Consider the following 23,955-nt stretch of genomic DNA (forward strand, 5'->3'; position numbering starts at 1 on the left):
CATCGCGTCCTCGAGCATGGTGATTGCCTGCGAGCCGTCATCTCAGTGCGCGTTCGAGCGGGTTCTTCGTCACCTGAACGAACAGGGCGTTCGGCTCTCTCTCGTGCACCATGGTATCGACGTGTTTCCGCCACGGTCGGTCCTTTCCGTCGCCTCTCACTGCTCGGCGGTGGAGACCGGTCCGGGGCCACCGCCGGCAGGCGGTGCGGCCGGGGCCCATTGCCAGTGGGTGATCTCGGGCATGTCCTCCCCGTGGGTGCGGATGTACTGGCGATGTTCGATCAGCTTGTTCTTCAGGTGCTCACGCGGGTGCGCCGAGATGCGGTGGAGACGGGGGACGCGGTCGATGACGTCCATCGCCAGATCGAAGCGGTCGATCTGGTTGAGCACGCACATGTCGAACGGTGTCGTCGTGGTCCCCTCCTCCTTGTAGCCGCGCACATGGAAGTTGTGATGGTTGGTGCGGCGGTAGGTCAGTCGGTGGATCAACCACGGATACCCGTGGTAGGCGAAGATCACCGGCCTGTCCACGGTGAACAGCGCGTCGAAGTCCGCCTCCATCAGCCCGTGCGGGTGCTCCCGATGGTCCTGCAGCCGCATCAGATCGACCACATTGACCACCCGGATCCTCAGGTCGGGGAACCACTCCAGCAGGATCTGGACGGCGGCGAGCGTCTCCATCGTGGGCACGTCCCCGGCGCACCCGAGCACCACATCCGGTTCCACACCGCTGTCGGTGCTGGCCCAGTCCCAGATCCCGATTCCTTTGGTGCAGTGGGTAATCGCCGCGGCCATGTCGAGGTACTGCAGCTGCGGCTGTTTCCCGGCGACGATGACGTTGACGTATTGCCGGCTGCGCAGGCAGTGGTCGGCCACCGACAGCAGTGTGTTGGCGTCCGGCGGGAGATATACCCGGATCACGTCGGCCTTCTTGTTCACCACGTGATCGATGAATCCGGGATCCTGGTGTGAGAACCCGTTGTGGTCCTGGCGCCACACGTGCGAGGTGAGCAGGTAGTTCAGCGAGGGGATGGGCCGGCGCCACACGATGCCGTTGGTGGTGCGCAGCCACTTGGTGTGCTGGTTGAACATCGAGTCGACGATGTGGATGAACGCCTCGTAGCAGGAGAACACGCCATGCCTGCCGGTGAGTAGATACCCTTCGAGCCATCCCTGGCAGGTGTGCTCGGACAGGATCTCCATCACACGTCCGTCGGGGGCGAGGTGATCGTCATCGGGTTGGGTGCGTGCGTTCCAGGTGCGGTCGGTGACCTCGAGCACGGCACCGAGCCGATTCGAATTGGTCTCGTCCGGTGCGAACATCCGGAAGGTGGACATGTTCTCACGCATCACATCCCGCAGGAAGGTGCCCAGTATCCGGGTGGACTCGACATTGCCGGTGCCCGGCACTTCGACCGGCACCGCGTAGTTCCGGAAGTCGGGCATCGCGAGGTCGCGGATCAGTGGCCCGCCGTTGGCATGCGGGTTGGCGCTCATGCGTCGAGTGCCGAGCGGGTGCAGGTCCCGGATGTGGGCTGCGGGGGCGCCGGAGGTGTCGAACAGTTCCTCGGGCCGGTAGCTGCGTAGCCACTGCTCGAGGATCTTGCGGTGGCCGTCGTCGCGGGCGTTGGTGAACGGGACCTGGTGTGCGCGCCAGGAGCCCTCGACCTCGAGTCCGTCGACTTCCTTCGGGCCGGTCCAACCCTTGGGGGAGCGGAGCACGATCATTGGCCAGCGGGGGCGTTCGGTGTGGCCGTCGCGTCGGGCGCGCCGCTGGATTTCGGCGATCTCGTCGAGGCTGCGGTCCAGCGCTGCGGCGAATGCCTGGTGCATGTACTCGGGTTCGGTGCCTTCCACGAGGATCGGTGTGTGACCAAATCCGCGGAGCAGTTCGTCGAGTTCTTCGCGGTCGATCCGGTCGAGCACGGTGGGATTGGCGATCTTGTACCCGTTCAGATGCAGGATCGGCAGTACCGCGCCGTCACGTCGCGGATCGACGAACTTGGTGGAATGCCAGCTGGCGGCGAGCGGACCGGTCTCCGCCTCGCCGTCCCCGACCACCGCGGCGACGATCAGGTCCGGATTGTCGAACGCCGCCCCGTAGGCGTGGGACAAGGAGTATCCGAGCTCGCCGCCCTCGTGAATCGATCCCGGCGTCTCCGGTGCGACGTGGCTGGGAATGCCGCCGGGGAAGGAGAACTGGGTGAACAGCCTTTTCATCCCGTCCTCGTCCTGCGTGATGTCGGGGTAGACCTCGCTGTAGGTGCCCTCGAGCCACGCGGCGGCCACCGGTCCCGGGCCGCCATGACCGGGTCCCATCACGTACATCATGTTCAGATCGCGCGCAGTTATCGCCCGGTTGAGGTGGGCGTAGATGAAGTTCAGTCCCGGCGTGGTGCCCCAGTGGCCGAGAAGCCGGGGCTTGACGTGCTCGGGACGGAGCGGTTCGCGGAGAAGGGGATTGCCCATCAGGTAGATCTGACCCACCGACAGGTAGTTCGCCGCCCGCCACCACGCGTCGAGGTCGCCGAGCTCCTGATCGGTCAAGGAGTCTGCCGGAGCTGCTGATTCGCGTACGGCGTCCATGGCGCTCCTCGTCGTCGACGAATGATTCGCTCGAGGTCACCGCTCACCGCGGACCTGTTGGTGTGGGCTCGGGCGCCGGACGGGTCGCTGCGGGGTGTGGTTCCGGCGGGGTGGGCAACTTGAGTCGTTTGAGCATCAGGGCGTTGACCGCGACGATGAGGCTCGAGCCGGACATCGACAGGGCGGCGATCTCCGGGCGCAGCACCAGGCCCAGTGAGGGTTCGAAGACCCCGGCGGCGATCGGCAGGGCGATGACGTTGTAGCCGACCGCCCATCCGAGGTTCTGCCGCATCTTGCGGAGGGTGCCTCGCCCGATCCGCAGGGCTATCGGCACGTCGAGCGGGTCCGAGCGCATCAGCACCAGGTCGGCGGTTTCGATCGCGACGTCGGTGCCGGCACCGATCGCGATGCCCAGGTCCGCCTGGGCCAGGGCGGGGGCGTCGTTGACGCCGTCACCGACCATGGCGACCTTCTTGCCGGCACGCTGCAGTTCGGCGATCTTGGCGGCCTTGTCGCCGGGCAGCACCTCGGCGATGACGGTGTCGATGCCCAGCTGCCCGGCGATGCGCGCGGCGGTGGCCTCGTTGTCGCCGCTGAGCATGACCACCTCGACGCCCAGGTCGTGGAGGGCGGACACCGCGTCGGCGGAGGTTTCCCGGGCGGCATCGGCCAGCGCGATCACCCCGACCCCGCGGCCGTCGACGGCCACCAGCACCGCGGTACGCCCGGTCGAGGCCAGCGAGTCTCGCCGGTCCATCAGGACACCGAAATCGACGTCCTCGGCGACCATGAGCTTGCGGTTGCCGACCGCGACCCGGCGGCCCTGCACCTCGGCGGTGGCACCGTGCCCGGGCACGCTCGAGAACTCGGCCAAGGGCAGTTGTGGGATCGCGCGTTCGGCGGTGTAGCGGACGATCGCGCCGGCCAGCGGGTGCTCGGATTCGCGTTCGACCGCGGCGACGAGGGCGAGGAGTTCGTCCTCGCCGATACCGTCGGCGACCACGTCGGTGACCTCCGGCTCGCCCTTGGTCAGGGTGCCGGTCTTGTCCATCACCACGGTGTCGATGCGCGCCGAGGTTTCCAGTGCGGTGGCGTTCTTGAACAGCACCCCCCGCTGTGCACCGAGGCCGGTGCCGACCATGATCGCCGTCGGGGTGGCCAGGCCCAGCGCGTCGGGACAGGTGATGACCACGACGGTGATCGCGAACAGCAGTGCCATCTGCACGCTCTCACCCGCCAGGAGCCACACCAAGAACGTGCCGGTGCCGCCGATCAGGGCGACCAGGACCAGCCAGAACGCGGCCCGGTCGGCGAGTCTCTGCCCGGGCGCCTTGGAGTTCTGGGCCTCCTGGACCAGGGCGACGATCTGGGCGAGAACGGTGTCGGAGCCGACCTTGGTAGCGCGGGCCCGCAGGGTGCCGGTGGTGTTGATCGAGGCGCCGATCACCTGCGATCCGGGTGTCTTGGTCACCGGCAGACTCTCGCCGGTGACCATGGACTCGTCGACCTCCGAGCTTCCCTCCTCGACCGTGCCGTCGACCGGGATCTTCGCGCCCGGGCGGATGAGCAGCAGATCCCCGGCCATGACCTCGGCGGTGGGGATCTCGACCGGTTCCCCGTCGCGCAGCACCAGCGCCATCGGCGGGGCGAGCTCGAGTAGGGTACGGATCGCGTCGTTCGCGCCGCCGCGGGCGCGCATCTCGAACCAGTGCCCGAGTAGCACGAACGCGGTCAGCACCGTGGCGGCCTCGTAGAACACCTCACCGCCGCCGGTGAGGGTAATGACGGCGCTGTAGAGCCAGCCGGTCCCGACGGCCACCGCCACCAGCACCATCATGTCGAGGGTGCGCGCCTTGAGCGCCCGGTAGGCGCCGTCGAAGAAGATCCAGGCCGAGTAGAAGATCACCGGGATCGACAGGATGAAGGAGAAGACGTCGTCGCGCAGACCGAACGGTGCGGCCACCGTGAATCCGAGGACGTCGCGGCCGATCGGGGACCACAGCAAGATCGGGATCGACAGCACCGCGGCAACCAGGAAGCGGTTGCGCATGTCCCGGACCATGTCGTCCATCGACATCCCGGCATGACCACCGCCGTGGCCCATCGTCTCCTGCGGCGACCGTCCAGCATGGCCCTCATGGCCCTCATGGCCCGCCGGTGCGGCGGGCGGACCGGGCGGCGGGGCGTGGTGGAGGTGCGCGGCCAGGGCGGCCGGCTCGGACATCGGGTCGCACACGTGATCGGGCACCGACCGTCCCGCGCAGTGATAGCCGCAGTCACGCACCCACTTCGACAGTTCGACCACCGACGTCTTCGCCGGGTCGTAGGTGACGGTGGCGGTCTGGTTCACGGCATTCGCCTCGACGGAGGTGACTCCCGCGCGACGGCGCAGGGTGGCCTCGACGGACGCCGTCGAGCTCGCCCAGTTCAGTCCACCCACTTCGAGCACGGTGGTTCGGTTCATTCGCTGTGGCACCTTTCGTTGTCGCGGCACCGAGCCGTCATCGCCCCGCTCGAGCAGCACTGACTTCAGCTGGTCATGGTGTTGATCTACCGACCAACTGGGTTGATGGAGGGGGCGTCAAGGACGGTGTTCTCCGCCCATCGAAAACATCATCACCGCCATCATTCCCACGCACGCCAACGCGAACACGATGCCGCCGATTCCGACCGTTCCGGTGAGCACCAGCGCACCGGCGATAAGCAGCATCGGGACGCAGCAGGCGACCATCATCCAGCGGTGACGACTGTGACCACCTGCGCCGTGACGCTCGCCATGCTCGTCATGTCCGCTGTTGTCGCCGATATAGGGCTCACGCCGATCATCATCGGTCATGACGTTCCGCCCTTCAACGATGCCGGGACATGCCCCAGCCTCTGATACAGCGGGCAATGGCCGGTCGACCCGGTAACCACCAGATCCAGTCCGGCCAGGATCAACAGCACCGCTAGTACCATGACCACGGCCGTTGCCCCGCCCGCAATCAGGAAAACCCCGCCAACCACGCCGACCCCGCCGACGAGGATTCGGGCGATCCGCTCAGCCGGGGTGACATTGACACTCCATCTCTGCGTCATCACTGCTCCTCGATGTCTGATCAAACGCTTGCTGAAGCTCGGGATACACCTGCCAGCCACTGTTCGGTCAAGTCCGAGCCTGCCCCCACCCGGTATGGCTTGGCTGGTTGTTTGGTGAAGATTCGATGAAGAAGCCACGCGCAGAGACTCGAGCCGAGGCCCCTGTCGACGTGGCGACCTCAGGTTCCCGCCGATGCGACGGCCTCCATGTACGACGGAACTGTCAGCGCCCGTCCTGCCGACCACTGACCGAATTCCCCCAGCATGCGCGGATCTCGACAGCCACTCGCCACGCATGCAGCGAGCGAACCCTGGCCGTCTCTTCGCTGCTACGAACAGAGATCGCCGACGTCGGCGGCACAGTACCGCCCCACGTCGTCATCGGGACTCCCGCATTCTCCGTGTGGGACCTGTCCTTTGCGGTCATGTTCTCGTTGCCCGCGTTCGTCATCGGCCCTGCGCGCGCACCGGCGACACCGCTCCCGACAACCCGGCGCCGACCCAACAGCCAAGTCGCTTGGACTGGTTGCGCCCCGGCGAAACACGGCCAACACCATGGCGGTTGAGCCGACTACCGGCGGGGCGGGTACCTCCACCCGCGCCGCCGCCTCGTTCGTCAGCCGCAGCAGCAGCCGCCGGCATTGCCGACCAGGGGCAGTGCGTGACCGGCCGCCGCCTCGCGTTCCGCCGAGACGACTTCGTACCCTGCCTCCGAGATAGCCTTCGCGACAGCAGAATCGGTCGGCGTACCGGTGCTGGTGACGGTGCCCGCCTGCAGGTCCACCGCCACCCCGGTCACGCCGGGAACGGAACCGACCGCAGCCTTCACCGTCGACACGCAGTGCCCGCAGGTCATTCCCTGGACTGTGTATGTGGTGGTAGTCATCGATATTCACCTTTCTCGAACGCTTCGATGAGCGTTCCATACCTTAGGATATACCCATACGGTGTATTGGTAAGTTCAGACCAACGTGTGCTCATCGCGCCCTTCCGGTCCACCCCGCGTCCGGCTGGATCGTCAACAGCGGAACGGCCGTCCCCATTTCTCGCCTAACGCTCGGCGAGGGGGTGACGAGCACGATCGGAAACCTGCATCTGCAGCTCGGACCTGGAGCAATTCATGGTGAGCGGAATTAGATGCGTGTGGATTCGTGCCGCTGACGCGAGCCGTCGATAAGTTGCGTAGACAACGGCGCGCACGTGGGTGTGGGTGAACTCCGGAAATCGTCTAGACAGCACGCCCGCGATGGAATCCAGCTCGATCACTGCGACGGGAGGCAGCTGGGCGACCGTCGGCGTCGGCACCGCCTCCAACGCCGCGATGTTTGCATCCGAAGACGCCGGCGTTGCCATGATCAGCTCCTGAATCGAAACGCTGTTCCGTCCTGCCGCATTGTCGAGCTTCACCCAGCCACGCCGACCCCGCCGATGATGATTCGGGCGATCCGCTCGGCCGGGGTGACGTTGACACTCCACCTCTGCGTCATCACTCCTCCTCAAGGCCTGATGGACGGTGCGGAATTCCGGTTCACTCGATGCCACTGTCCGATCGAGTCCGAGCCTGCCTCCACCGGATATGGCTTGGCTAGTTGTTCGGTGAAGATTCAATGAAGAAGTCACGCGCAGAAGACTCAAGCCGAGGCCGCGGCGGTCACGCACCCAGCCGAAGGCGGAACACATTCGACGAAGCACTACCCCGTAGGGGTATAGTTGGGTGGTGGTATTCGAGTTGGGAAGGGATTGACGCATGACGACCCGGATCACGGAGCCCGGTGGTCGACAGCACGATGTCGTGCTGTCGATCGGGGGAATGACGTGCGCGTCGTGTGCGGCGCGGATCGAGAAGAAGCTCAACCGGATGGACGGCGTCACCGCCACCGTCAATTACGCGACCGAGAAGGCCAGGGTGACCTTCGCCGACCGGGTGGCCCCCGAAGATCTTGTGGCGACGGTGGAGGCGACCGGATACACCGCCACCCTCCCCGTTTCCCCCGCGGACGCCGCCGGGGGGACGGCGGCCGCCCCCACGGAACCGGACGAGGCCGCCGAGTGGCGGCAGCGGCTGATCGTTTCGACGGTGCTGACCGTGCCGGTCGTGCTGGTGTCGATGATCCCGGCGCTCCAATTCGACAACTGGCAGTGGCTGACCTTGACCCTCGCCTCCCCGGTGGTGGTGTGGGGCGCGCTGCCGTTCCACCGCGCCGCCTGGGCGAACCTGCGGCACGGGGCCGCCACGATGGACACCCTCATCTCCGTCGGTGTCACCGCCGCCTACCTGTGGTCGCTGTGGGCGCTGTTCTTCACCCACGCCGGGATGACCGGCATGCGGATGAACTTCGACCTGCTCACCACCGGCAGCACCGAACCGCACATCTACCTCGAGGTCGCCTCCGCGGTGACCACCTTCATCCTCGCCGGCCGCTACTTCGAGGCCCGCGCGAAACGGCAGTCCGGGGCCGCGCTGCGCGCCCTGCTCGACATGGGCGCCAAGGACGTCGCCGTGCTCCGCGGGGGATCCGAGATCCGCATCCCGATCGGCCAACTCGCCGTCGGCGATGTGTTCGTCGTCCGGCCCGGGGAGAAGATCGCCACCGACGGATTCGTCACCGCGGGCACCTCCGCGGTCGACGCGTCGATGCTGACCGGCGAACCGGTCCCCGTCGAGGTCGGGCCCGGCGACAGCGTCGTCGGTGCAACCGTCAACGCGGGCGGGCGGCTGGTCGTGCGCGCCACCCGGGTCGGCGCCGACACCCAACTGGCGCAGATGGCGCGGCTGGTGACCGAGGCGCAGAACGGGAAAGCGCAGGTCCAGCGCCTCGCCGACCGGGTGTCGGCGGTGTTCGTGCCCATCGTCATCGGGCTCGCACTGCTGACCCTCGCGGTATGGCTGCTGACCGGGAATACGGTGACGGCGGCGTTCACCGCCGCGGTCGCGGTGCTGATCATTGCGTGCCCGTGCGCGCTGGGGTTGGCGACGCCGACCGCGTTGCTCGTCGGCACCGGCCGCGGCGCCCAGCTCGGCATCTTGATCAAGGGTCCGCAGATCCTCGAATCGACCCGCCGCGTCGACACGATCGTCCTGGACAAGACGGGCACCGTCACCACCGGCCGGATGGCCGTCGTCTCGGTGCACGCCACCGAAGGGGTGTCCGACACCGAAGTCCTGCGTCTGGCGGGTGCTCTCGAGCATGCCTCCGAACACCCCATCGCCCGTGCGGTCGCCGCCCGCGCCGCCGAGGCAGGCCCGGTGCCGGCGGTCGAGGGCTTCGAAAACCACGGCGGCCGTGGGGTATCCGGTGTCGTCGAGGGGCACGCCATGCTGGCCGGCCGGGACAGCTGGCTGCGCGATGAGTGGGCGCTCACCGCCCCCACCGCGCTGCAGCTCGTTGTCGACGAGGCCGAAACGCAGGGACGCACCCCGGTGTGGATTGCGTGGGACGGGGCGATCCGCGCGGTGATCGTCGTCTCCGACACCGTCAAGGACACCTCCGCGGCGGCGATCGGTGAACTTCGTGAGCTCGGCCTCTCCCCCGTGCTGCTCACCGGGGACAATCACCGCGCTGCGCAGAGCGTCGCGAACCAGGTCGGGATCGAGGAGGTGATCTCCGAGGTCCTGCCCGCGGACAAGGTCGACGTGATCAAGAACCTGCAGGACCAGGGGCGGGTGGTGGCGATGGTCGGCGACGGCGTCAACGACGCCGCCGCCCTCGCCCAGGCCGACCTCGGCCTGGCCATGGGCACCGGCACCGACGTCGCGATCGAGGCCTCGGACCTGACGCTGGTGCGCGGTGACCTGCGGGCCGCCCCGGACGCGATCCGTCTGGCGCGCGCCACCCTGCGCACGATCAAGGGCAACCTGTTCTGGGCGTTCGCCTACAACGTCGCGGCCCTTCCGCTGGCGGCGCTGGGCCTGCTCAACCCCCTGATCGCTGGGGCCGCAATGGCCTTCAGCTCGGTGTTCGTGGTGAGCAACAGCCTGCGACTGCGCCGGTTCACCCCCACCCGGTAACAACACACGTGCCGATCGCCGGCGCCGAGCTACGCCGGGCGCGATCGACGCGATCACATGCCCAACCCGCCACGCACGGGGGTGGCGGGGGCCCGGTGGAACAACCACCCGGCCAGTGCGGTGAGCGCGAGCACCCATGCCAGCGCCGCCAGCAACGGCCCGACCTCGTCGAACCGTGCGGTCAGCCCGCCGTCGAGCAACACCCGCATCGCACCGTATCCCGGTAGGCCGTGTCCCCAGGTCGCCGGTTCCGGCCGCAGCATCGGACTCTGGCCGATCCCGATGTCGAGAAAGGGCACCAGAAAGGCGATGAACACCCCACCCACGCGCCCGAAGATCGGCCCCAGGCAAAACCCGAGCAGCCCGTAGGTCACGGCCATGAGCAGGTTCCCGCCGCCGTAGACACCCCATTGCCGGGCATCGAACACCGTCGCGGTCACCATCAACGACGAGACGGTCACCAGGGCGGCGGCGATCCCGATCATCGTCAACCGCACCCCGAGCAGGAGAGGAAAGGGGAACCCGGCCAGGGCCAGTCGCCGATCGCCGGCGCGGGCGTCGAGCCCGATGAACAGCCCGGCCAACGCCGCGAGCGAGGAGACCGCGATCGGGGTCATCGTCCCGGCATGCACGTCCGGCAGCCAGAACACCTGCATCACCGCTCGGCCGCCCTCGATGAGGGAGAACATGCCGGACTCCTGCGCGGTCATCGCCTTGGCCAGCACGATGAACACGATCGGCACGACGATCAGCAGCACCCACAGCACCGGGTTGCGGCGGTAGTCCCGCAGTCCCATCCGCAGCCCGGCCGAAAACTGAGCCCACCCGGAACCGGAGGCGGTTCGCCGCCGCGTCAACCGGACCGCACCGACGGTCGCGGTGATGACGGCGGTGCTGACGATCAGCGCCGCGAACATCCACACCAGTGCCCAGCCGAGGTCCCCTATCCGGCCGCCGTGCCGGGACGGAATGTCCACCATCCACAGCGTGACGAAATGCGTCGGGAACCACCGGGTTTCGATGCGATCGGCGGAGCCGACGGCGGGGCCGAAGAACACGTCCAGAATCCAGACGAACAAGATGAGGACGGTGCCGTTGACGGGGTTGCGCACCAGCGCCCCGACCAGGGCGCCGATCGCCAGATAGATCACGGCGAACATCAGGGTTCCGGCGATCGCCCGGCCGGGGTCGTCGATGCCGGTACGCGCGGCCAGGGCGAGCAAGGCTGTCAGGGAAACCAACGCTGCCAGGACCAGTCCGGTCCCGAGCCGGGCCGCGACCAACCGCATCGGCGCAAGGCCCGCCGACACCAGCCGCCGATCGGCGGCGCGAGCCGCGCTGATCTGGAAGAACATGGCGATACCGGCGAGGAATCCCGCCGCCCAGCCGGCGGTCGCGGTTTCCACCGCGGGCCCGCCCGCCCCGCCGAGCAGTTTCGCGGCATCGGCCATCGATCCGGCCGCAACGATCACGAACACGACCGGGACCAGCACCAGCACCAGCACGTTGACGGGGTTACGGGCGTAGTCGGTCAGGAATCGGTGGATGAGCAGTGAGACCGCGCCCGGCGCTCTCGGCAGGTGATCACCGGCTTTCATCTCGCCGCCGCCGTCCCGTTGTGCAGGTCGACGATGCGGTCGAATCGGTGCTCGTCGGTGACGAAGTGACTGATGATCAGCACCGAGCGCCCCGTTCGGCGGCGCTGCGCCACCAGTTCCCAGAACCGCAGGTAGGTGTCCCAGTCGAAACCGGAGTACGGCTCGTCGAGCAGCAGCACCTCCGGGTCCGCCAGCAACGCCAACCCGAGGTTGAGTTTCGCGAGGGTACCGCCGGACAACCGGTCGGCGCGGGTGTCCGCGTAGCGCTCGAAGCCGAGCGCGCTGTAGAGCGCCCGGCGGGCGCGTCGCTCCTCGGCCGGGGCCATCCGGTAGGCGCAGCCGAACAACTCGAAGTGTTCGTCGCAGGTCAACCTCTCGTAGACCACCGGCTGCTGCGGGCAGTATCCCAGCCGCACCGAACGGGTCACGGTGCCGGCGTCCGGCCGGTACTCGCCGACGAGAATCTTCATCAACGTCGACTTCCCCGAACCGTTCTCCCCGGTCAGCCCGACCACCTCACCCGGCTGCAGCACCAGATCCACGCCCCGCAGTACCCGGGAATCGCGGCGGGCTGGCCACCACCCCTGCCGGAAGCTCTTCTCGATTCCTTCGGCGGTCAGCACCGCGGTCACCGGCGTCGGCTCCGCGGATCCCGAACTGTTCATCTCGCTCCTCGGAACACGTGCGGTGATCAGCTGGACGTCAGCGCCACCGCGTCAGGCGTTGTGCACACCACCGGCGGCCGGCACCAGAAGGCGGCGGTGGGGGTGTCGAATCAGACGCCGTGACGTCGAGTTCGAGGTGGCCACCCCTTTCCGTCACACGACATCAACCCGGACGAGTGCGCCGCCTGATCGCACTCTCCTCGGGTTGTGACCCGCCGATTCCTCAACTCAATACTGTGCGGGCGCCGGGCGCACTCGACCGGTCTCCTTCTTCAACGAATCTTCACAAAACCCTCACCGATTTGCGGGGGTTCGCCGCCGACACTCGGCAACGAACCGACGCATAAACGGGTTAGGCCCGCGGAAGGGTCGCGGCCGACGCTGACTGCGCAAGACCGTTCGAGTGCACGTCCCCGCGCGCACGGCACCGAGGGTGTCCACCAGGGACCGAGCTGTGCAGGAAAGGAACGCAATGAGCCTGGGTAAACGTCTCGCGCTGATCTTCAAGGCGAAGGCCAGTAAGGCTCTCGACCGTGCCGAGGATCCGCGGGAAACGCTGGATTATTCGTATCAGAAGCAACTCGAGATGCTGCAGCAGGTGCGCCGTGGCCTGGCGGACGTGGCGACCAGCCGCAAACGCCTGGATCTGCAGGCCCAGCAGTTGCAATCCCGGGTCGGCACCTTGCAGCAGCAAGCGACGGCAGCGGTCGCTGCGGGCCGCGACGATCTGGCCCGGGAGGCTCTGACCCGCCGGTCCGCGGCGCAGCAGCAGCTGGCCGAACTCGCCCCGCAGCAGGCGGCGCTGCAGGCCGAACAGGACAAACTCGCCGCGGCCTCACAACGTCTGCAGGCGAAGGTGGAAGCGTTCCGCACCCGCAAGGAGACGATCAAGGCCAGCTACACCGCGGCCGAGGCCGAAACGAGGATCGGGGAGGCGGTCTCGGGGATCAGCGAAGAGATGAGCGACGTCGGACTGGCCATGCAACGCGCGGAGGACAAGACCGCCGAGTTGCAGGCCCGCGCCGGGGCCATCGACGAACTCCTCGCCTCGGGGGCCCTCGAAGACGCCACCGGCCCGGCCAAGGACGACATCGCGGCCGAACTGGAGAAGATGTCCTCTCAGTCCGACGTCGACGAGGAACTGGCGCACCTGAAACGAGCATTGCCCCCCGCCTCGCGAGCCGCGCTGCCGGGCAGCAGCGCGGACACCCCGTCGCCGTCGCCGCGCGAGGCCGGCCCCGGATCACCGAAGGAGGAACGGTCGTGATCGTGCGCATCCTGGGCGAGGGCCAGCTCGACGTGGCCGAAGACCACCTCGCGGAACTGAACGAATTGGACGCCGGCCTGTCCGAAGCGGTTACCGCTGGCGACGAACAACGATTCCAGCACGCCCTGAGCACCCTGCTGGACCGGGTGCGGGCCGCCGGCACGCCCGTCGCCGACGACTCGCTGTCCGTGTCCGACGTCATCCTCCCGGCCCAGGAAAGCAGCCTGGCGGAGGTGCGCGCCCTGCTCGGCGAGGAAGGTCTGATTCCCGGGTGAGACCATGAAGAGCCGTTTCCGGCCCGATCGCGGGCTGACCCGCCGCATGCTCTGGACGACATTCCTGCTGGGTCTGATCTATGTCGTGTTCACCGCCGTGCTCATCGCGCTGCTGCGAAGCGCATTTCTGGCGGTCGTGATCGCCGGCGGACTGTTGTTCGCCCAGTACTGGTTCTCCGACCGCATCGCGCTCTACGCGATGCATGGCAAGATCGTGACCCCCGATCAGGCGCCCGAACTCCACGGGGTCATCGACAGGTTGTGTTCGCTGGCGGACATGCCCAAACCGGCCGTGGCGATCGCCGAGGTCGATGTGCCCAACGCATTCGCAACAGGGCGCAGCCCCACCCGGGCGGTGGTCTGCGTGACCACGGGCATCCTGCGTCGCCTCGACACCGAGGAACTCGAAGGGGTACTCGCACACGAACTCTCCCACGTCGCGCACCGTGACGTGGCGGTGATGACCATCGCCTCCTTCCTGGGTGTGCTGGCCGGGCTGATCACCCGGTTCACCCTGTACGCCGGCTTCTTCGGCGGCTTCGGTGGCGGCCGCGGACGCAGCAACGGGGAAGGCGACAATACCGGCCTCATCCTGCTGGCAGTCGTGGTGGTTTCCGCGGTCGTCTACGCCGTCTCGTTCCTGCTCACCCGGGCGCTGTCTCGGTATCGGGAATTGTCGGCGGACCGGTCCGGCGCGCTGCTCACCGGCCAGCCGTCGGCGTTGGCGTCGGCCCTGACCAAGGTCAGCGGCGAGATGGCGGCCATCCCCACCCGGGACCTACGCCAGGCCGAGGCCTTCAACGCCTTCTTCTTCGCCCCCGCCCTCGCCAAGGGGTTCAGCCTCTCCTCGCTCTTCGCCACCCACCCGCCGCTCGATCGCCGGCTCGCACAGCTGGGCGACATCGCCCGCCAACTCGGACAGGAGTACTAGACCCCATGGGCTTCCTCGATGCGCTCCTCGGCCGCTCCACACCGGTGCCGCCCAATCTGGACCAACTCTTCGCACTGCCCGCTGCCGCGGTCACCCTGCAGGTCGGCACCCGGTTCCACCCCACCGGCACCGGCGCGGTCTGCTTCAAGGCCGCCGAAGGCGGCGGCTTCGCCCAACTACGGGAGGAGGTCGACGGGCTGCTCGCCCTCGACGGAGGCAAATACAGCGAGCAGACCGACACCTACGGATTCTCCTGGCTCATCCGCCGCACCGCCCCCGACGATCTCGAAGGCCTGGTGACCGATCTGCACACCGTCAACAGCACCCTCGTCGACGCCGGGTTCGGGCCGACACTGCTGTGTACCGTCATCGCGTTCACCGACGGCACCCGACCGCTCGGCCTCGTCTACCTCTACAAGCGGGGCAGCTGGTACCCCTTCGCCCCCGCCGAGGCCGATCGACGCGACAACAGCCTCGAGCTACAGATCACCTCGGCCATCGAGAACGATCTGCGGGTAGAGAAGGATCTCACTCGCTGGTTCCCGCTCTACAACGCGCCCGGGCTCTGACCCGGCACAAACCATGGAGCACATGGCATCAATCCCCCGCTGTACGCGCCTATCCCACAGAGTGTCGCCGGGGCATACAACGCTTCCATCCACGTACATGAGGAGAGGTCATCGTGATGTATTGGTACGGCAGTGATCCCGGCGGCTGGGGCTATTCGCTGATGATCATCGGAATGGTGTTGTTCTGGGGGCTACTGATCACCGGCATCGTAATGCTGGTCCGATATGTCGGGCGCGAGGCATCGTCGCCCACCCACCTGCCGGTGCTCCACACGGCGGAGCAGTTGCTCGCCGAACGATTCGCCCGCGGTGAACTCGACGAGACCGAGTACCGCAGCCGTTTGGCGACGCTGCGCGAACAGGCACCGCAATGACAGCAACCACGTCGAGCGGTGCTGTTTGCGCTCTCAAGAGCTCTTTGACGAGTCCGAGCCGGTGCTCACTTTCTGCCGCCCGGGGTCATCGTTCCCGCTAGCACGAGGTGTCGGCGTCGACCGAGCGCCGGGCCGAACCGGTGCGACCAGAACTCAATCCGTGGCATTCGACGGAGATCGTTACACCGGCCAGCCAGATACAGGACTCGTTGTATACACCGACGGTGATGGACGTTCGTGAAGGTCTCGAATCAGGCAAGACGGTGAGGAGGCAGGCGGTGAAGGCACAGGCTTGCATTCCAGGTCTCCCTCAGCATTTCCAAGGTTCGGTGCTGGTTCGTCATGATCGGGCTGATCACCACCTGCAGTGGCCACGATGACCGCCGGCACCGGTTCGGCGGGCGTTGCGGAGCTTCGGCGTGCGCCGAAGCCGTGGCGACTGTTGTGGATCACCGCCACGTGGGGAGCCTGTTTCGTGGCTATTCGCTGGGGGCTTCGGGACTCGTCGCTGTTGTGGTTCGCCGCCCTGCGCGCCTTGGTGGCAGGGGTGTGTCTGGTACTGGTCGCCGAAGTTCAGAGTCGGCCCAGGCCGCGTGGGTTCCACGCCTGGCTATTAATCACGGTGTTGGGCCTGGTCAACGTGACGGTCGCGTTCGCCGCAATGTTCGCCGGAGTATCAGGACTGGCGACCGGCACCGCAGCGGTGCTCGCCAACGCCCAACCATTGCTGATCTTGTTGCCGGCGTGGTGGTTGTACGGCGAAGCAGTGACCGTCCAGACGGCAGCGGCGTTAGCGATCGGGTTCTCTGGCCTGTTGGTGGTGGCGGTGCCTGGGGGCGGTGGCAGCGGAGCGCTGTTGTCACTGCTGGCCGCGGCCGCGATCACGGGCGGCACGCTGTTGTCGCGGCGCCTTGCGGGTTTGGATGTGCTCGCGGCCAGCGGTTGGCATTTCGTGATCGGCGGAGTTGCGTTGGCGGTATGGGCGGCAATGGTCGAGGGCCCCCCTGTAATCAACTGGACCCCCCGATTCATTGCGGTACTGGCGTTTCTGTCGTTGGTGGGTACGGCCGCCGCATTCGTGGCCTGGTTCACCGAAACCAGGCACTGCCGGCTGGACGCGCTGAGCGCGTGGACATTCTTGGCGCCGGTTGTCGGAATTATCCTGGGATCCTTACTCTTTGGAGAATGGCCTACGGGATGGTCCGCGGCGGGTTTGCTCGCCGTACTGGCATCGATGTGGATCGTTTTACGGCCACGACCGGAGCGTTCGGGAACGTGACACGGCTCCTCGGGTCAGTACGTTTCCGTCAGCATCGCCGGTACGCGCATGTTCTGTCATTTCGCGTGGACCGAACCCCTACGCTCATGGAACCTGACCCCGATATCTCTATCTGGATATCTGAACAGGTGAGCAGGTTCCGATCGATCCGGCGCCTCCATCCTGGCGTGGACCGTCGGCGGTGTCAGGGAACGCTGAATCGCAGTTGATCGAATCGACTGTGTCCGCCGAATAGCGCCCGACTCACCCACCCACCGTTGCGGGTTCAGCGCTGCACGATCATCACGCCACCGGTCGGCCGATGAACCTGCCCGCTCACGGATGTCATAGCGGGGCGAGTGCGCCGATCTGGGCTTCGATCGCCGCGTGAAAGTGCGGACAGGACGCGATGTCGTCGTGATCGCAGTCGAGCGCACAGTCGATCAGGGCGAGCGAGGCCTGCGCGCGGGCGATCCGCCGGGCCAAAGCGTCGCGGTGTCGCCCGAGAATGGCTGTGCGCCTCACCGGGTCGTCGGTGTCGAACATCTCCCGGATGTCGTCGAGACCGAAACCGGCCTCCTTCGCGCGCAAGATCATCGCCACCGCGTACACATCCGACTTCTCGTATCGGCGGCGCGAGCCACCTTCTCTCGCCGGGTGCAGCAACCCCACCGTTTCCCAGTGGCGCAGTACGTGCGTGGCGATCCCGAACCGCTCGGCGACCTCACCGATGCTCCAGGAGCGGCTGTCGTCGCTTGACTTCATGTCAACATGAAGTCGCATCCTGGCTGTCATGTCAACCACCAACACCGCCCCCGACCCCGAGGCCCTCGTCGCGCTCCTCGACGTCATCGACAACTACCCCGGTGCCGCGGCGCTGCGGGCACGATCGATCGAACTTTTGGCCGCCCCACCTGGGGCGGTGATTGTGGACGTGGGCTGCGGCGCCGGCCGCGCCGTCGCCGAGATGGCCGAGCAGGGATGGGATGGTCTCGGGATCGACCTGGACGAGCACATGCTGACCATCGCCCGCAGGCGGTGGCCGCACTGCCGATTCGAGAAAGCGGATGCAGCCGAGCTTCCGCTGGCCGATCACTCGGTGCAGGGATACCGGGCGGAGAAGGTCTTTCACGACATCGCCGATCCCACTGCGGCGCTCACCGAGGCGCACCGGGTGCTCGCTCCGGGCGGGCGCATCGTCCTGATCGGGCAGGACTGGGACGGATTCTTCATCGACTCCGATCACCCCGAGCTCACCCGAATCATCGTCCACGCCCGCGCCGACACCGTCGCCGCACCCCGCGCTGCCCGCCGTTACCGCAACCTCCTGCTCGACACCGGCTTCACCGACGCCCAGATCGAAGTTCACACCGGGGTGTTCACCAACCACACGCTGCTGCCGATGCTCACCGGCATCGCCCACGCCGCAGCCGCTGTCGGCGCGATCACGTCCGAGGAGTCCGAGGACTGGATCGGTGACCAGACTCGCCGCGGGCAGGCGGACCGAGGTTTCGTGGCGATTCCGCTGTTTCTCGCGCACGCCGCGCGGCCCTGAGATCACACCCCCACCGGCGGCGGGGTGCAGAGATCGCGGTCAGCGCTGCGGCCGCAATCCGGCCAGGATGATCGTGACGAGCCGGTGCACGGCGGCGGGTGAGTCGAGTCCTTCAGCCGCGGCGACCGCGTGCAGCACGTACCAGGTCAGCTCATCGGCGGTGGCGTCGTCGCGGACCTCGCCCACTCCCGCCGCGTCGGTGAGCAGGTCGCGGACGAACGCGTGCAAATGTTGCTGTGCGCGGGCCACGTGGTCGCCGCGGTGCAGCCCCGCCGCGATCGCACCGGTGTGATGATGCGCGAGGATCTGCGCGTACGCCTCGAGCACCGCCGCCAGGCGGGCGCCGGGGCCGGCGGTGCGGTCGCGGACCTCGGCGAGATGGTGCAGGTGGCCGGCGATCTGGCGCTCGTGCCAGGCGGTGAGGATGGCGTCGACGTCGGGGAAGTACTTGTACAGGGTGGCTCGCCCGATCCCGGTGCGCTCGGCGATCTTCGACATGGTCACCGCCGCGAGCCCGGATTCGGCCACCACTGCCGCGGCGGCGTCCATGGTCGCCTCTCGCACCGCCTGGCGATGCGAGGCGATGGTCTCGTTCCACAGCTTGGGCACCCTCGAAGTATACGCAACGCCGCGCTATCGACAACATGCCTTGGTATGTGACAGTGTGTATCACAAAAGTTGTCTTGTGTATGAGGGAGCTGCCGCCGATGACCGATCCCACTCCCACCCCGCCGCCCCCGCACCGCGGAGCCGGCGGCAGCCCCGAGCACCGGACGCCGCGCTGGGTGAAGGTGGTCGGCATCGTCGTCGGCCTGCTGCTCGTGCTGGTCGTCGCCGTGATGCTGTTCGGTAGCGGCAACCACGGTCCGGGCCGGCACATGTCCGCCCCCGCCACCGTGGTGCACCCGGCGACCGGCTTCGACGCCGGCCGCACCCTGCCGGAGGCGCTGACCGGGCCGATCGCACTGTGACGATGTCGCCGACGGTGCGCACGCTCGCGCGGACCGTGCACATCGGGGCCTCGGCGGGCTGGCTCGGTGCCATCGTCACGTACCTGGTGGTGGCCGCGGCCACGCTGATCAGCTCCGATCCGGACCAGGTGCGCGGGGGCTATCAGGTGATGGCGATGCTCGCCGACGCGGTGCTGGTGCCGTTGGCGCTGGCCTCGCTGGTCACCGGGTTGATCTGCTCGCTCGGCACAGCGTGGGGCTTGCTGCGCCATTACTGGGTGCTGTTCAAGCTGCTGCTGAACATGGCCGCCACCGTGGTCCTGGTGCTCTACACCCGCTCGATCGAGTACGCCGCGACCGTCGCGGCGCAGCCGAGCTGGTCGCAGGCCGACCGGGATCTGCTGCGGGACCCGACCCACCTCGTGCATGCCACCGCCGCCCTGATCGTGGTGCTCGCCGCGCTGGTGCTGGCGGTGTACAAGCCGCGCGGGATGACCGCATACGGGCACCGGAAGGCGCTGCGGAACCGGGCGGCGGCCAGTACGTCGACATAAAGTCGCGCCCTGCTCGAGACCGGGGGCGGTTACTCTGCGAGGGTTTCGAGTAATGCCTTGAGGTTTCGGAGGTTGGCGGCGAAGTCTCTGCGCAGGCTTGCGGCGACCACCCGGTCAGCGAGGGCGAACAGTCCCTTCTGCTCCATCCGCATGTGGCAGCTGAGCCGGGTTCCCTCGGCGGTCTCCTCGGTCCGGTACGTCACCTCGAAGCGGCTCGGTCCGGACGCACCGGTGAACGTGATCTCCGCGTTCGGCTCGTAGCGGGCGTATTCGTTGATCAGGTCCAGCTTCCGACCCAGAAACTTGCGGACGACAACATGTTTGGTGCCCACCCCGGGTGGTCCGTCGGTGATCCGGCGGACCTGCTCGAGTCCGTTCTGCCAGCGGGGTGCGTTGGTCTGGTCGGCAATGAAGGCGAAGACCTCGCCGATGGGGCGTTCGATGACGATGCTGCCCTCGACGTCGATCATCACGACCACCGTCCCTTTCCACCGCTGCTATGCAGCTGCACGCGCTCTGCCGATTGTCCGTCCGGTTGCGGAGAAGGAAGAACAGCGGTCAGCTCAGTCGAGTCCGACGATGGAGGCGCCGCGCTTGGCCAGCCACTTGACGGGGTCCACGATTTCCCCGTCCGGGTCTTCGATTTCGAAGTGCAGGTGCGGGCCGGTGGAATTGCCGCGGTTGCCGACGGTGGCGATCTGCTGTCCGGCCTTGACCCGCTCCCCCACCTCGACCAGGTTGTCGTTGTTGTGGCCGTAGGTGGTGATGGTGCCGTCATCATGCCGGATCCGGACCCACAGTCCGAAACCTTGGGCGGGTCCGGCGTCGATGACTTCACCGTCGGCGACGGCGACGATCGGTGCGCCGAGGGTGTTGGCGATGTCGATGCCTTCGTGGCCGCGTCCATCCCCCATGGTGGCGGTGACGGTTCCCGCGCTGGGTGCCACGAATTCTTTGGTGCCGGGGCGATTCCAGGTGCGCGGCTGCTGCGGAGCCGCGGCGCCGCCCTCGGTCTCGTCAGCACCGGTCTCGTCAGCACCGGTCTCGTCAGCACCGGTCGCGTCAGCACCGGTCGCGTCACCGGTCGCGTCGTCGGCGGTCCCGTCGGTGTCGGTGCCGTCGTGGGTGGGGGATCCGCCGGTGTCCGCCTCGGGTGAAGGGGCCTCGGTGTCCTCGGCGCCCTCGGGGTCGGGGTGCTCGCTCTGCGGACCGGCGGCGGCCTCGGCCTCACCGGTTTCGGCACCGGTGCCGGCGGTCTGCTCCTCGTCCGGGTTCGGAGCGGTGGCCTCGGCGAGCGCCGAGTCGGGTGCCGCCGCAGCCTCGGCCGGCTCGGTGGCGTGGTCGAAGGTGCCAGGACCGGAGGATTCGGAGACATCGCCCAGTTCGAGTGCGGCGAGCAACCTCGGCGCGATGCCGCCGTCGACGGTGCCGAGTTCATCGGCGCAGGCGCCGAGCACCTCCGCGGCGGCGGACCCGGTCGCGGAAAATCCGCTCAGGCATCCGGCGAGCAGGTGCTGGGCCTCGAAGGCGTCGGCGAGCGAGCCGTTGGCCTCGGCGTTTCTCAGGCTGGCGGCCGCGATGTTCGCGACGGTCTGCCAGCGGCTGGGATCGACCACCACCACGTCCGGCTGTGCCGCGTCGGCGACCATGGTGACCGCGTCGGCCAGCGCCGCGGCCAGCGCGGACGACGAATCCGCGTGGCCGGGATGGGCGGCCGAGGCGGGCGGGGCGGCGATGACCATCACGGCCGCCGCCGTGGAGGCGCCCAGCGCCAGGGTGGGCAGTCTTCTCGTGCAGGCGGTCAGCGTTGCTGTGGTGATGCCGCGCATCGCAGGTCCCTTCTGAGCAGTCACGCCGCGTATTCGGCGGTGAGGCAGATAAACGGACCGGCGCGACAAGTCAAGACGACACGCCGTAACGCTAATGCACTTCCTTCACTTCTGTGTCGCTATTCACTTGTTTCTCATCGTTCCCACCAGGGTCAGATGGGGAGGACGACGGCGGTGACGAACTCGTCGCGGATCCAGGCGACGAACACATCCCACGCCCCGGTGAGCAGGGCGAGCCCGACCACGACGAGGGTCAGGCCCCCCAGGATTTGGAGGGTGCGCGAGTGCCGCCGCAGCCAGCCGACACCGCGGACGGCGGCGGTGGAGCCGAAGGCGAGCAGGATGAAGGGCAGGCCCAGTCCCAGGCAGTAGGCGACGATCAGGGTGACACCGCGGGCGGCGGTGGCGCCCTCGGTGCCGGCGGCCACCGACAGCACCCCGGCGAGGGTGGGACCCAGGCACGGTGTCCAGCCCAGCCCGAACACGGCCCCGAGCAGTGGGGCGCCGGCGAGGTGGGAGATTCGCCGCGGATGCCGGCGGGTGTCTTTCTGCAGGGCCGGGATCGCGCCGAGGAAGGCCAGTCCCATCACGATGGTGACCACGCCGCCGAGGCGTTGGAGCAGTTCCCGGTTGAGCTGGAGCATGCTGATCGCCCCGAACACCGAGGCGGTGGCCAGGGCGAAGACGACGGTGAAGCCGGCGACGAACAGGATCGCGGCGCCGGTGACCCGCCAGCGGGTGGTCGTGCGTACCCCGGTCCCACCGCCGCGCGCGGACTCGGTTTCCGCGCCGGTGAGTCCGGCGAGATACGACAGGTAGCCGGGCACGAGGGGGATGCAGCACGGGGAGGCGAAGGAGATCAGTCCGGCCAGCGCGGCGGCGCCGAGGGCCAGCAGCATCGGCCCGGTGGCGGCGGCGGTCTGGAAGCTCGATCCGAGTTCCTGGGCGAGCACGCTCATGTCGGGTCTCCCGACTCCGCCGCGACGCGTTCGATGACCGGTTGCAGGTCCTCGGTGAGCAGCGCGCGCAGGAACACCGCGGCGACCCGGTGGTGGCGGTCGAGGACGAGGGTGGAGGGGATGACGCTGGTGGGATAGCTGCCGCCCAGGGCGAGCAGGGTGCGCATGGGTGGGTCGTAGAGGGAGGGGTAGGTGACGGCGTTGTCGACGACGAAGTCCTGCGCCTTGTCGCGTTGGGGGTCGCGGACGTTGATGCCGAGGAACGCCACCCCGAGTCCCGCGGTGGCGGTGTAGGCGCGTTCGAGGTCGTCGGCCTCGCTGCGGCACGGGGCGCACCATTGGCCCCACAGGTTGATCACCACGACCTTGCCGCCGTAGTCGGACAGTGACACCGGTTGGTCGGTCATCAGGTCCGGGCCGGACAGGGCGCCGATGGTGCCCCGGGTCTGGGGTGGGTCGTAGAAGATGTCCGTCTGCCCTCCCGGGGCGACGAAGTCGAACGTGCCACCCTGGGCGACGGCGTCCGCGCCGGTGCTACAGCCGGCCGCGGTGAGCAGAGCTGCGCAGACGGCGGCGAGGGCTGCTCTCCGGCGAATCGTGTGCCGCTGCGGCATCGGTGTGGTCATGGCATCAAGTCGCTGACGGCTCGGTGGAGCTGGGCGGGGTCGTCGAAGGTCGCGGGCGTGGTGATGCGCGCAATCGATCCATCCGGGCGGAGCAGGAAGCTCAGCGGCAGCACCGGCGGTGCGGCGAGTGCGGCGCGGAGGGCGGCGGCATCGGTGTCACCGAAGGACGGATAGTGCGCCCCCAATTCGGTGAGCAGCGCGAGCGCGGCGGTGGAGCTGTCTTCGACATCGATGCCGACCACCCGGATCGCGTCCGGGGTGTGTGCGTAGGCCTCGAGGACGGGGATCTCCTCCCGGCAGGGCCCACACCAGGAGGCCCACACATTGATCAAGGTCGGCTCACCGCTCAGGGCGGCACCGAGATCGACCTCGGTGGCCCCGCCGAGGCAGCGGGCGGTGATTCCTTCCAGCGCTCCGACGTCGGCGGTCTCCGGCATGGTCTCGGCCTTTGCGGTCGGACACGGCTGTAGCGCTGCTGCGGCGGCGAGTCGGCCCAGTTCGGCCTGGTCGCTTCCGCGGCCCGCCGCGATTGCGGTGGGCGGCCCGGTGGAGGGATCGTCATCGTTTTGGCGTGGCCAGAGCGCGACGATCAGAACAGCGATCACCGCCAGAACCGGCACAAGCCAGCGAACTCCGACCGGCATGGGGCGGCTCATCTCGCGATTCTCTGAATCCGGAAGACTCTCAATCGATTACGAGGGCATCATCATCGAGCACATGTCACACATCTGACACATCTGGCCGCTCATCATCATCATCTGACAGTCCCACCACGCCTGCAGATTGCTCATCATGTCCAGCATTGTTTTCACGTCTCCTCGTCGTCTCGCATCGGTTTCCGACTTCAATATACGTACTACGTACGTAGATAG

At 67.7% G+C, this 23,955-nt stretch carries 25 protein-coding genes; 10 read left to right on the plus strand and 15 right to left on the minus strand.

Going from position 1 to position 23,955, the window contains the following annotated elements:
- Positions 1–156: 156 nt before the first annotated feature.
- From CJ179_RS48385 to CJ179_RS48410, 6 genes are all read right to left on the minus strand, one after another.
- Entirely contained in the window at positions 157–2,586 is a 2,430-nt protein-coding gene (locus CJ179_RS48385; protein ID WP_054246297.1) for a phosphoketolase, read from the minus strand.
- 43 nt (positions 2,587–2,629) lie between these two features.
- Positions 2,630–5,050: a cation-translocating P-type ATPase gene (locus tag CJ179_RS48390; protein ID WP_054246296.1), complete on the minus strand. Its 2,421-nt coding sequence runs from the start codon at positions 5,048–5,050 to the stop codon at positions 2,630–2,632.
- 117 nt (positions 5,051–5,167) lie between these two features.
- The gene (locus tag CJ179_RS48395; RefSeq protein WP_082359745.1) at positions 5,168–5,422 is read right to left on the minus strand and encodes a hypothetical protein; all 255 of its coding nucleotides are present in this window, start codon (positions 5,420–5,422) and stop codon (positions 5,168–5,170) included.
- A complete protein-coding gene (locus CJ179_RS48400; protein WP_054246295.1) occupies positions 5,419–5,664 on the minus strand; it encodes a DUF2892 domain-containing protein in 246 nt (81 codons plus the stop codon). Before CJ179_RS48400 ends, CJ179_RS48395 begins: the two co-directional genes overlap by 4 nt.
- Before the next feature lie 616 nt (positions 5,665–6,280).
- Positions 6,281–6,550, minus strand: a complete 270-nt coding sequence (locus CJ179_RS48405; protein ID WP_179377961.1) for a heavy-metal-associated domain-containing protein — start codon at positions 6,548–6,550, stop codon at positions 6,281–6,283.
- A 164-nt stretch (positions 6,551–6,714) separates the two neighbouring features.
- Positions 6,715–7,071 carry a three-helix bundle dimerization domain-containing protein gene (locus CJ179_RS48410; protein ID WP_095866240.1) on the minus strand — a complete coding sequence of 119 codons (357 nt, stop codon included), beginning with the start codon at positions 7,069–7,071 and terminating at the stop codon, positions 6,715–6,717.
- 340 nt (positions 7,072–7,411) lie between these two features.
- Here CJ179_RS48410 and CJ179_RS48415 point away from each other — a divergent pair, with 340 nt between their 5' ends.
- Positions 7,412–9,673: a cation-translocating P-type ATPase gene (locus CJ179_RS48415; protein ID WP_054246293.1), complete on the plus strand. Its 2,262-nt coding sequence runs from the start codon at positions 7,412–7,414 to the stop codon at positions 9,671–9,673.
- Positions 9,674–9,726: 53 nt separating this feature from the next.
- Here the strand turns inward: CJ179_RS48415 and CJ179_RS48420 are convergent, their stop codons facing one another.
- Positions 9,727–11,271, minus strand: coding sequence for an ABC transporter permease (locus CJ179_RS48420; protein ID WP_095866241.1), 1,545 nt, complete (start codon positions 11,269–11,271; stop codon positions 9,727–9,729).
- A complete protein-coding gene (locus CJ179_RS48425; protein WP_095866242.1) occupies positions 11,268–11,936 on the minus strand; it encodes an ATP-binding cassette domain-containing protein in 669 nt (222 codons plus the stop codon). Before CJ179_RS48425 ends, CJ179_RS48420 begins: the two co-directional genes overlap by 4 nt.
- A 472-nt stretch (positions 11,937–12,408) precedes the next feature.
- On the opposite strand from CJ179_RS48425, the gene CJ179_RS48430 reads away from it, so the two are divergent.
- The 6 genes from CJ179_RS48430 to CJ179_RS48455 all read left to right on the plus strand — a co-directional run bounded on the left by CJ179_RS48430 (position 12,409) and on the right by CJ179_RS48455 (position 16,631).
- A complete protein-coding gene (locus CJ179_RS48430; RefSeq protein ID WP_095866243.1) occupies positions 12,409–13,203 on the plus strand; it encodes a PspA/IM30 family protein in 795 nt (264 codons plus the stop codon).
- Positions 13,200–13,478 carry a hypothetical protein gene (locus CJ179_RS48435; protein WP_054246289.1) on the plus strand — a complete coding sequence of 93 codons (279 nt, stop codon included), beginning with the start codon at positions 13,200–13,202 and terminating at the stop codon, positions 13,476–13,478. Before CJ179_RS48430 ends, CJ179_RS48435 begins: the two co-directional genes overlap by 4 nt.
- Positions 13,479–13,482: 4 nt before the next feature.
- The gene (htpX, locus tag CJ179_RS48440) at positions 13,483–14,409 is read left to right on the plus strand and encodes a zinc metalloprotease HtpX (RefSeq protein WP_054246288.1); all 927 of its coding nucleotides are present in this window, start codon (positions 13,483–13,485) and stop codon (positions 14,407–14,409) included.
- Positions 14,410–14,414: 5 nt separating this feature from the next.
- Positions 14,415–14,978 (plus strand): hypothetical protein, encoded by a 564-nt coding sequence (locus CJ179_RS48445; protein ID WP_054246287.1) that lies wholly within the window; start codon positions 14,415–14,417, stop codon positions 14,976–14,978.
- Between the two features lie 116 nt (positions 14,979–15,094).
- On the plus strand, positions 15,095–15,352 hold the full coding sequence (locus tag CJ179_RS48450; RefSeq protein ID WP_082359743.1) for an SHOCT domain-containing protein: 258 nt from the start codon (positions 15,095–15,097) through the stop codon (positions 15,350–15,352).
- Positions 15,353–15,728: 376 nt separating this feature from the next.
- Positions 15,729–16,631: a DMT family transporter gene (locus tag CJ179_RS48455; RefSeq protein ID WP_054246317.1), complete on the plus strand. Its 903-nt coding sequence runs from the start codon at positions 15,729–15,731 to the stop codon at positions 16,629–16,631.
- A 324-nt stretch (positions 16,632–16,955) separates the two neighbouring features.
- Here the strand turns inward: CJ179_RS48455 and CJ179_RS48460 are convergent, their stop codons facing one another.
- Positions 16,956–17,375, minus strand: coding sequence for a MerR family transcriptional regulator (locus tag CJ179_RS48460; RefSeq protein WP_054246285.1), 420 nt, complete (start codon positions 17,373–17,375; stop codon positions 16,956–16,958).
- A gap of 28 nt (positions 17,376–17,403) precedes the next feature.
- On the opposite strand from CJ179_RS48460, the gene CJ179_RS48465 reads away from it, so the two are divergent.
- Entirely contained in the window at positions 17,404–18,165 is a 762-nt protein-coding gene (locus tag CJ179_RS48465; RefSeq protein ID WP_095866244.1) for a methyltransferase domain-containing protein, read from the plus strand.
- A gap of 39 nt (positions 18,166–18,204) precedes the next feature.
- On the opposite strand, the gene CJ179_RS48470 is transcribed toward CJ179_RS48465, so the two are convergent.
- Positions 18,205–18,774: a TetR/AcrR family transcriptional regulator gene (locus CJ179_RS48470; RefSeq protein WP_095866245.1), complete on the minus strand. Its 570-nt coding sequence runs from the start codon at positions 18,772–18,774 to the stop codon at positions 18,205–18,207.
- Positions 18,775–18,872: 98 nt separating this feature from the next.
- Here CJ179_RS48470 and CJ179_RS48475 point away from each other — a divergent pair, with 98 nt between their 5' ends.
- Positions 18,873–19,136, plus strand: coding sequence for a hypothetical protein (locus CJ179_RS48475; RefSeq protein WP_095866246.1), 264 nt, complete (start codon positions 18,873–18,875; stop codon positions 19,134–19,136).
- A gap of 2 nt (positions 19,137–19,138) precedes the next feature.
- Positions 19,139–19,669: a DUF2269 domain-containing protein gene (locus tag CJ179_RS48480; protein WP_179377970.1), complete on the plus strand. Its 531-nt coding sequence runs from the start codon at positions 19,139–19,141 to the stop codon at positions 19,667–19,669.
- Positions 19,670–19,698: 29 nt separating this feature from the next.
- Here CJ179_RS48480 and CJ179_RS48485 read toward each other — a convergent pair whose 3' ends face one another.
- The 5 genes from CJ179_RS48485 to CJ179_RS48505 form a co-directional block, all read right to left on the minus strand.
- On the minus strand, positions 19,699–20,139 hold the full coding sequence (locus CJ179_RS48485) for an SRPBCC family protein (protein WP_095866293.1): 441 nt from the start codon (positions 20,137–20,139) through the stop codon (positions 19,699–19,701).
- Between the two features lie 93 nt (positions 20,140–20,232).
- Positions 20,233–21,498 (minus strand): M23 family metallopeptidase, encoded by a 1,266-nt coding sequence (locus CJ179_RS48490; RefSeq protein ID WP_095866248.1) that lies wholly within the window; start codon positions 21,496–21,498, stop codon positions 20,233–20,235.
- A 152-nt stretch (positions 21,499–21,650) separates the two neighbouring features.
- Positions 21,651–22,457 (minus strand): cytochrome c biogenesis CcdA family protein, encoded by an 807-nt coding sequence (locus CJ179_RS48495; RefSeq protein WP_095866249.1) that lies wholly within the window; start codon positions 22,455–22,457, stop codon positions 21,651–21,653.
- The gene (locus tag CJ179_RS48500) at positions 22,454–23,083 is read right to left on the minus strand and encodes a TlpA disulfide reductase family protein (protein ID WP_257016356.1); all 630 of its coding nucleotides are present in this window, start codon (positions 23,081–23,083) and stop codon (positions 22,454–22,456) included. The genes CJ179_RS48495 and CJ179_RS48500 overlap by 4 nt, the downstream gene beginning before the upstream one ends.
- Positions 23,080–23,739, minus strand: a complete 660-nt coding sequence (locus CJ179_RS48505) for a TlpA disulfide reductase family protein (RefSeq protein ID WP_306454281.1) — start codon at positions 23,737–23,739, stop codon at positions 23,080–23,082. Before CJ179_RS48505 ends, CJ179_RS48500 begins: the two co-directional genes overlap by 4 nt.
- Between the last annotated feature and the right edge of the window lie 216 nt (positions 23,740–23,955).

This window comes from Rhodococcus sp. ACS1 (assembly GCF_002300155.1).
Lineage (GTDB): Bacteria > Actinomycetota > Actinomycetes > Mycobacteriales > Mycobacteriaceae > Rhodococcus_F > Rhodococcus_F koreensis.

Coding starts and splice junctions, on each gene's coding strand:
- CJ179_RS48385 (WP_054246297.1), bottom strand. CDS start 2,586: ATGGACGCCGTACGCGAATCAGCAGCTCCGGCAGACTCCTTGACCGAT.
- CJ179_RS48390 (WP_054246296.1), bottom strand. CDS start 5,050: ATGAACCGAACCACCGTGCTCGAAGTGGGTGGACTGAACTGGGCGAGC.
- CJ179_RS48395 (WP_082359745.1), bottom strand. CDS start 5,422: ATGACCGATGATGATCGGCGTGAGCCCTATATCGGCGACAACAGCGGA.
- CJ179_RS48400 (WP_054246295.1), bottom strand. CDS start 5,664: ATGACGCAGAGATGGAGTGTCAATGTCACCCCGGCTGAGCGGATCGCC.
- CJ179_RS48405 (WP_179377961.1), bottom strand. CDS start 6,550: ATGACTACCACCACATACACAGTCCAGGGAATGACCTGCGGGCACTGC.
- CJ179_RS48415 (WP_054246293.1), top strand. CDS start 7,412: ATGACGACCCGGATCACGGAGCCCGGTGGTCGACAGCACGATGTCGTG.
- CJ179_RS48420 (WP_095866241.1), bottom strand. CDS start 11,271: ATGAAAGCCGGTGATCACCTGCCGAGAGCGCCGGGCGCGGTCTCACTG.
- CJ179_RS48425 (WP_095866242.1), bottom strand. CDS start 11,936: ATGAACAGTTCGGGATCCGCGGAGCCGACGCCGGTGACCGCGGTGCTG.
- CJ179_RS48430 (WP_095866243.1), top strand. CDS start 12,409: ATGAGCCTGGGTAAACGTCTCGCGCTGATCTTCAAGGCGAAGGCCAGT.
- htpX (WP_054246288.1), top strand. CDS start 13,483: ATGAAGAGCCGTTTCCGGCCCGATCGCGGGCTGACCCGCCGCATGCTC.
- CJ179_RS48445 (WP_054246287.1), top strand. CDS start 14,415: ATGGGCTTCCTCGATGCGCTCCTCGGCCGCTCCACACCGGTGCCGCCC.
- CJ179_RS48450 (WP_082359743.1), top strand. CDS start 15,095: ATGTATTGGTACGGCAGTGATCCCGGCGGCTGGGGCTATTCGCTGATG.
- CJ179_RS48455 (WP_054246317.1), top strand. CDS start 15,729: ATGACCGCCGGCACCGGTTCGGCGGGCGTTGCGGAGCTTCGGCGTGCG.
- CJ179_RS48460 (WP_054246285.1), bottom strand. CDS start 17,375: ATGAAGTCAAGCGACGACAGCCGCTCCTGGAGCATCGGTGAGGTCGCC.
- CJ179_RS48465 (WP_095866244.1), top strand. CDS start 17,404: ATGTCAACCACCAACACCGCCCCCGACCCCGAGGCCCTCGTCGCGCTC.
- CJ179_RS48475 (WP_095866246.1), top strand. CDS start 18,873: ATGACCGATCCCACTCCCACCCCGCCGCCCCCGCACCGCGGAGCCGGC.
- CJ179_RS48480 (WP_179377970.1), top strand. CDS start 19,139: ATGTCGCCGACGGTGCGCACGCTCGCGCGGACCGTGCACATCGGGGCC.
- CJ179_RS48485 (WP_095866293.1), bottom strand. CDS start 20,139: ATGATCGACGTCGAGGGCAGCATCGTCATCGAACGCCCCATCGGCGAG.
- CJ179_RS48490 (WP_095866248.1), bottom strand. CDS start 21,498: ATGCGCGGCATCACCACAGCAACGCTGACCGCCTGCACGAGAAGACTG.
- CJ179_RS48495 (WP_095866249.1), bottom strand. CDS start 22,457: ATGAGCGTGCTCGCCCAGGAACTCGGATCGAGCTTCCAGACCGCCGCC.
- CJ179_RS48500 (WP_257016356.1), bottom strand. CDS start 23,083: ATGACCACACCGATGCCGCAGCGGCACACGATTCGCCGGAGAGCAGCC.
- CJ179_RS48505 (WP_306454281.1), bottom strand. CDS start 23,739: ATGAGCCGCCCCATGCCGGTCGGAGTTCGCTGGCTTGTGCCGGTTCTG.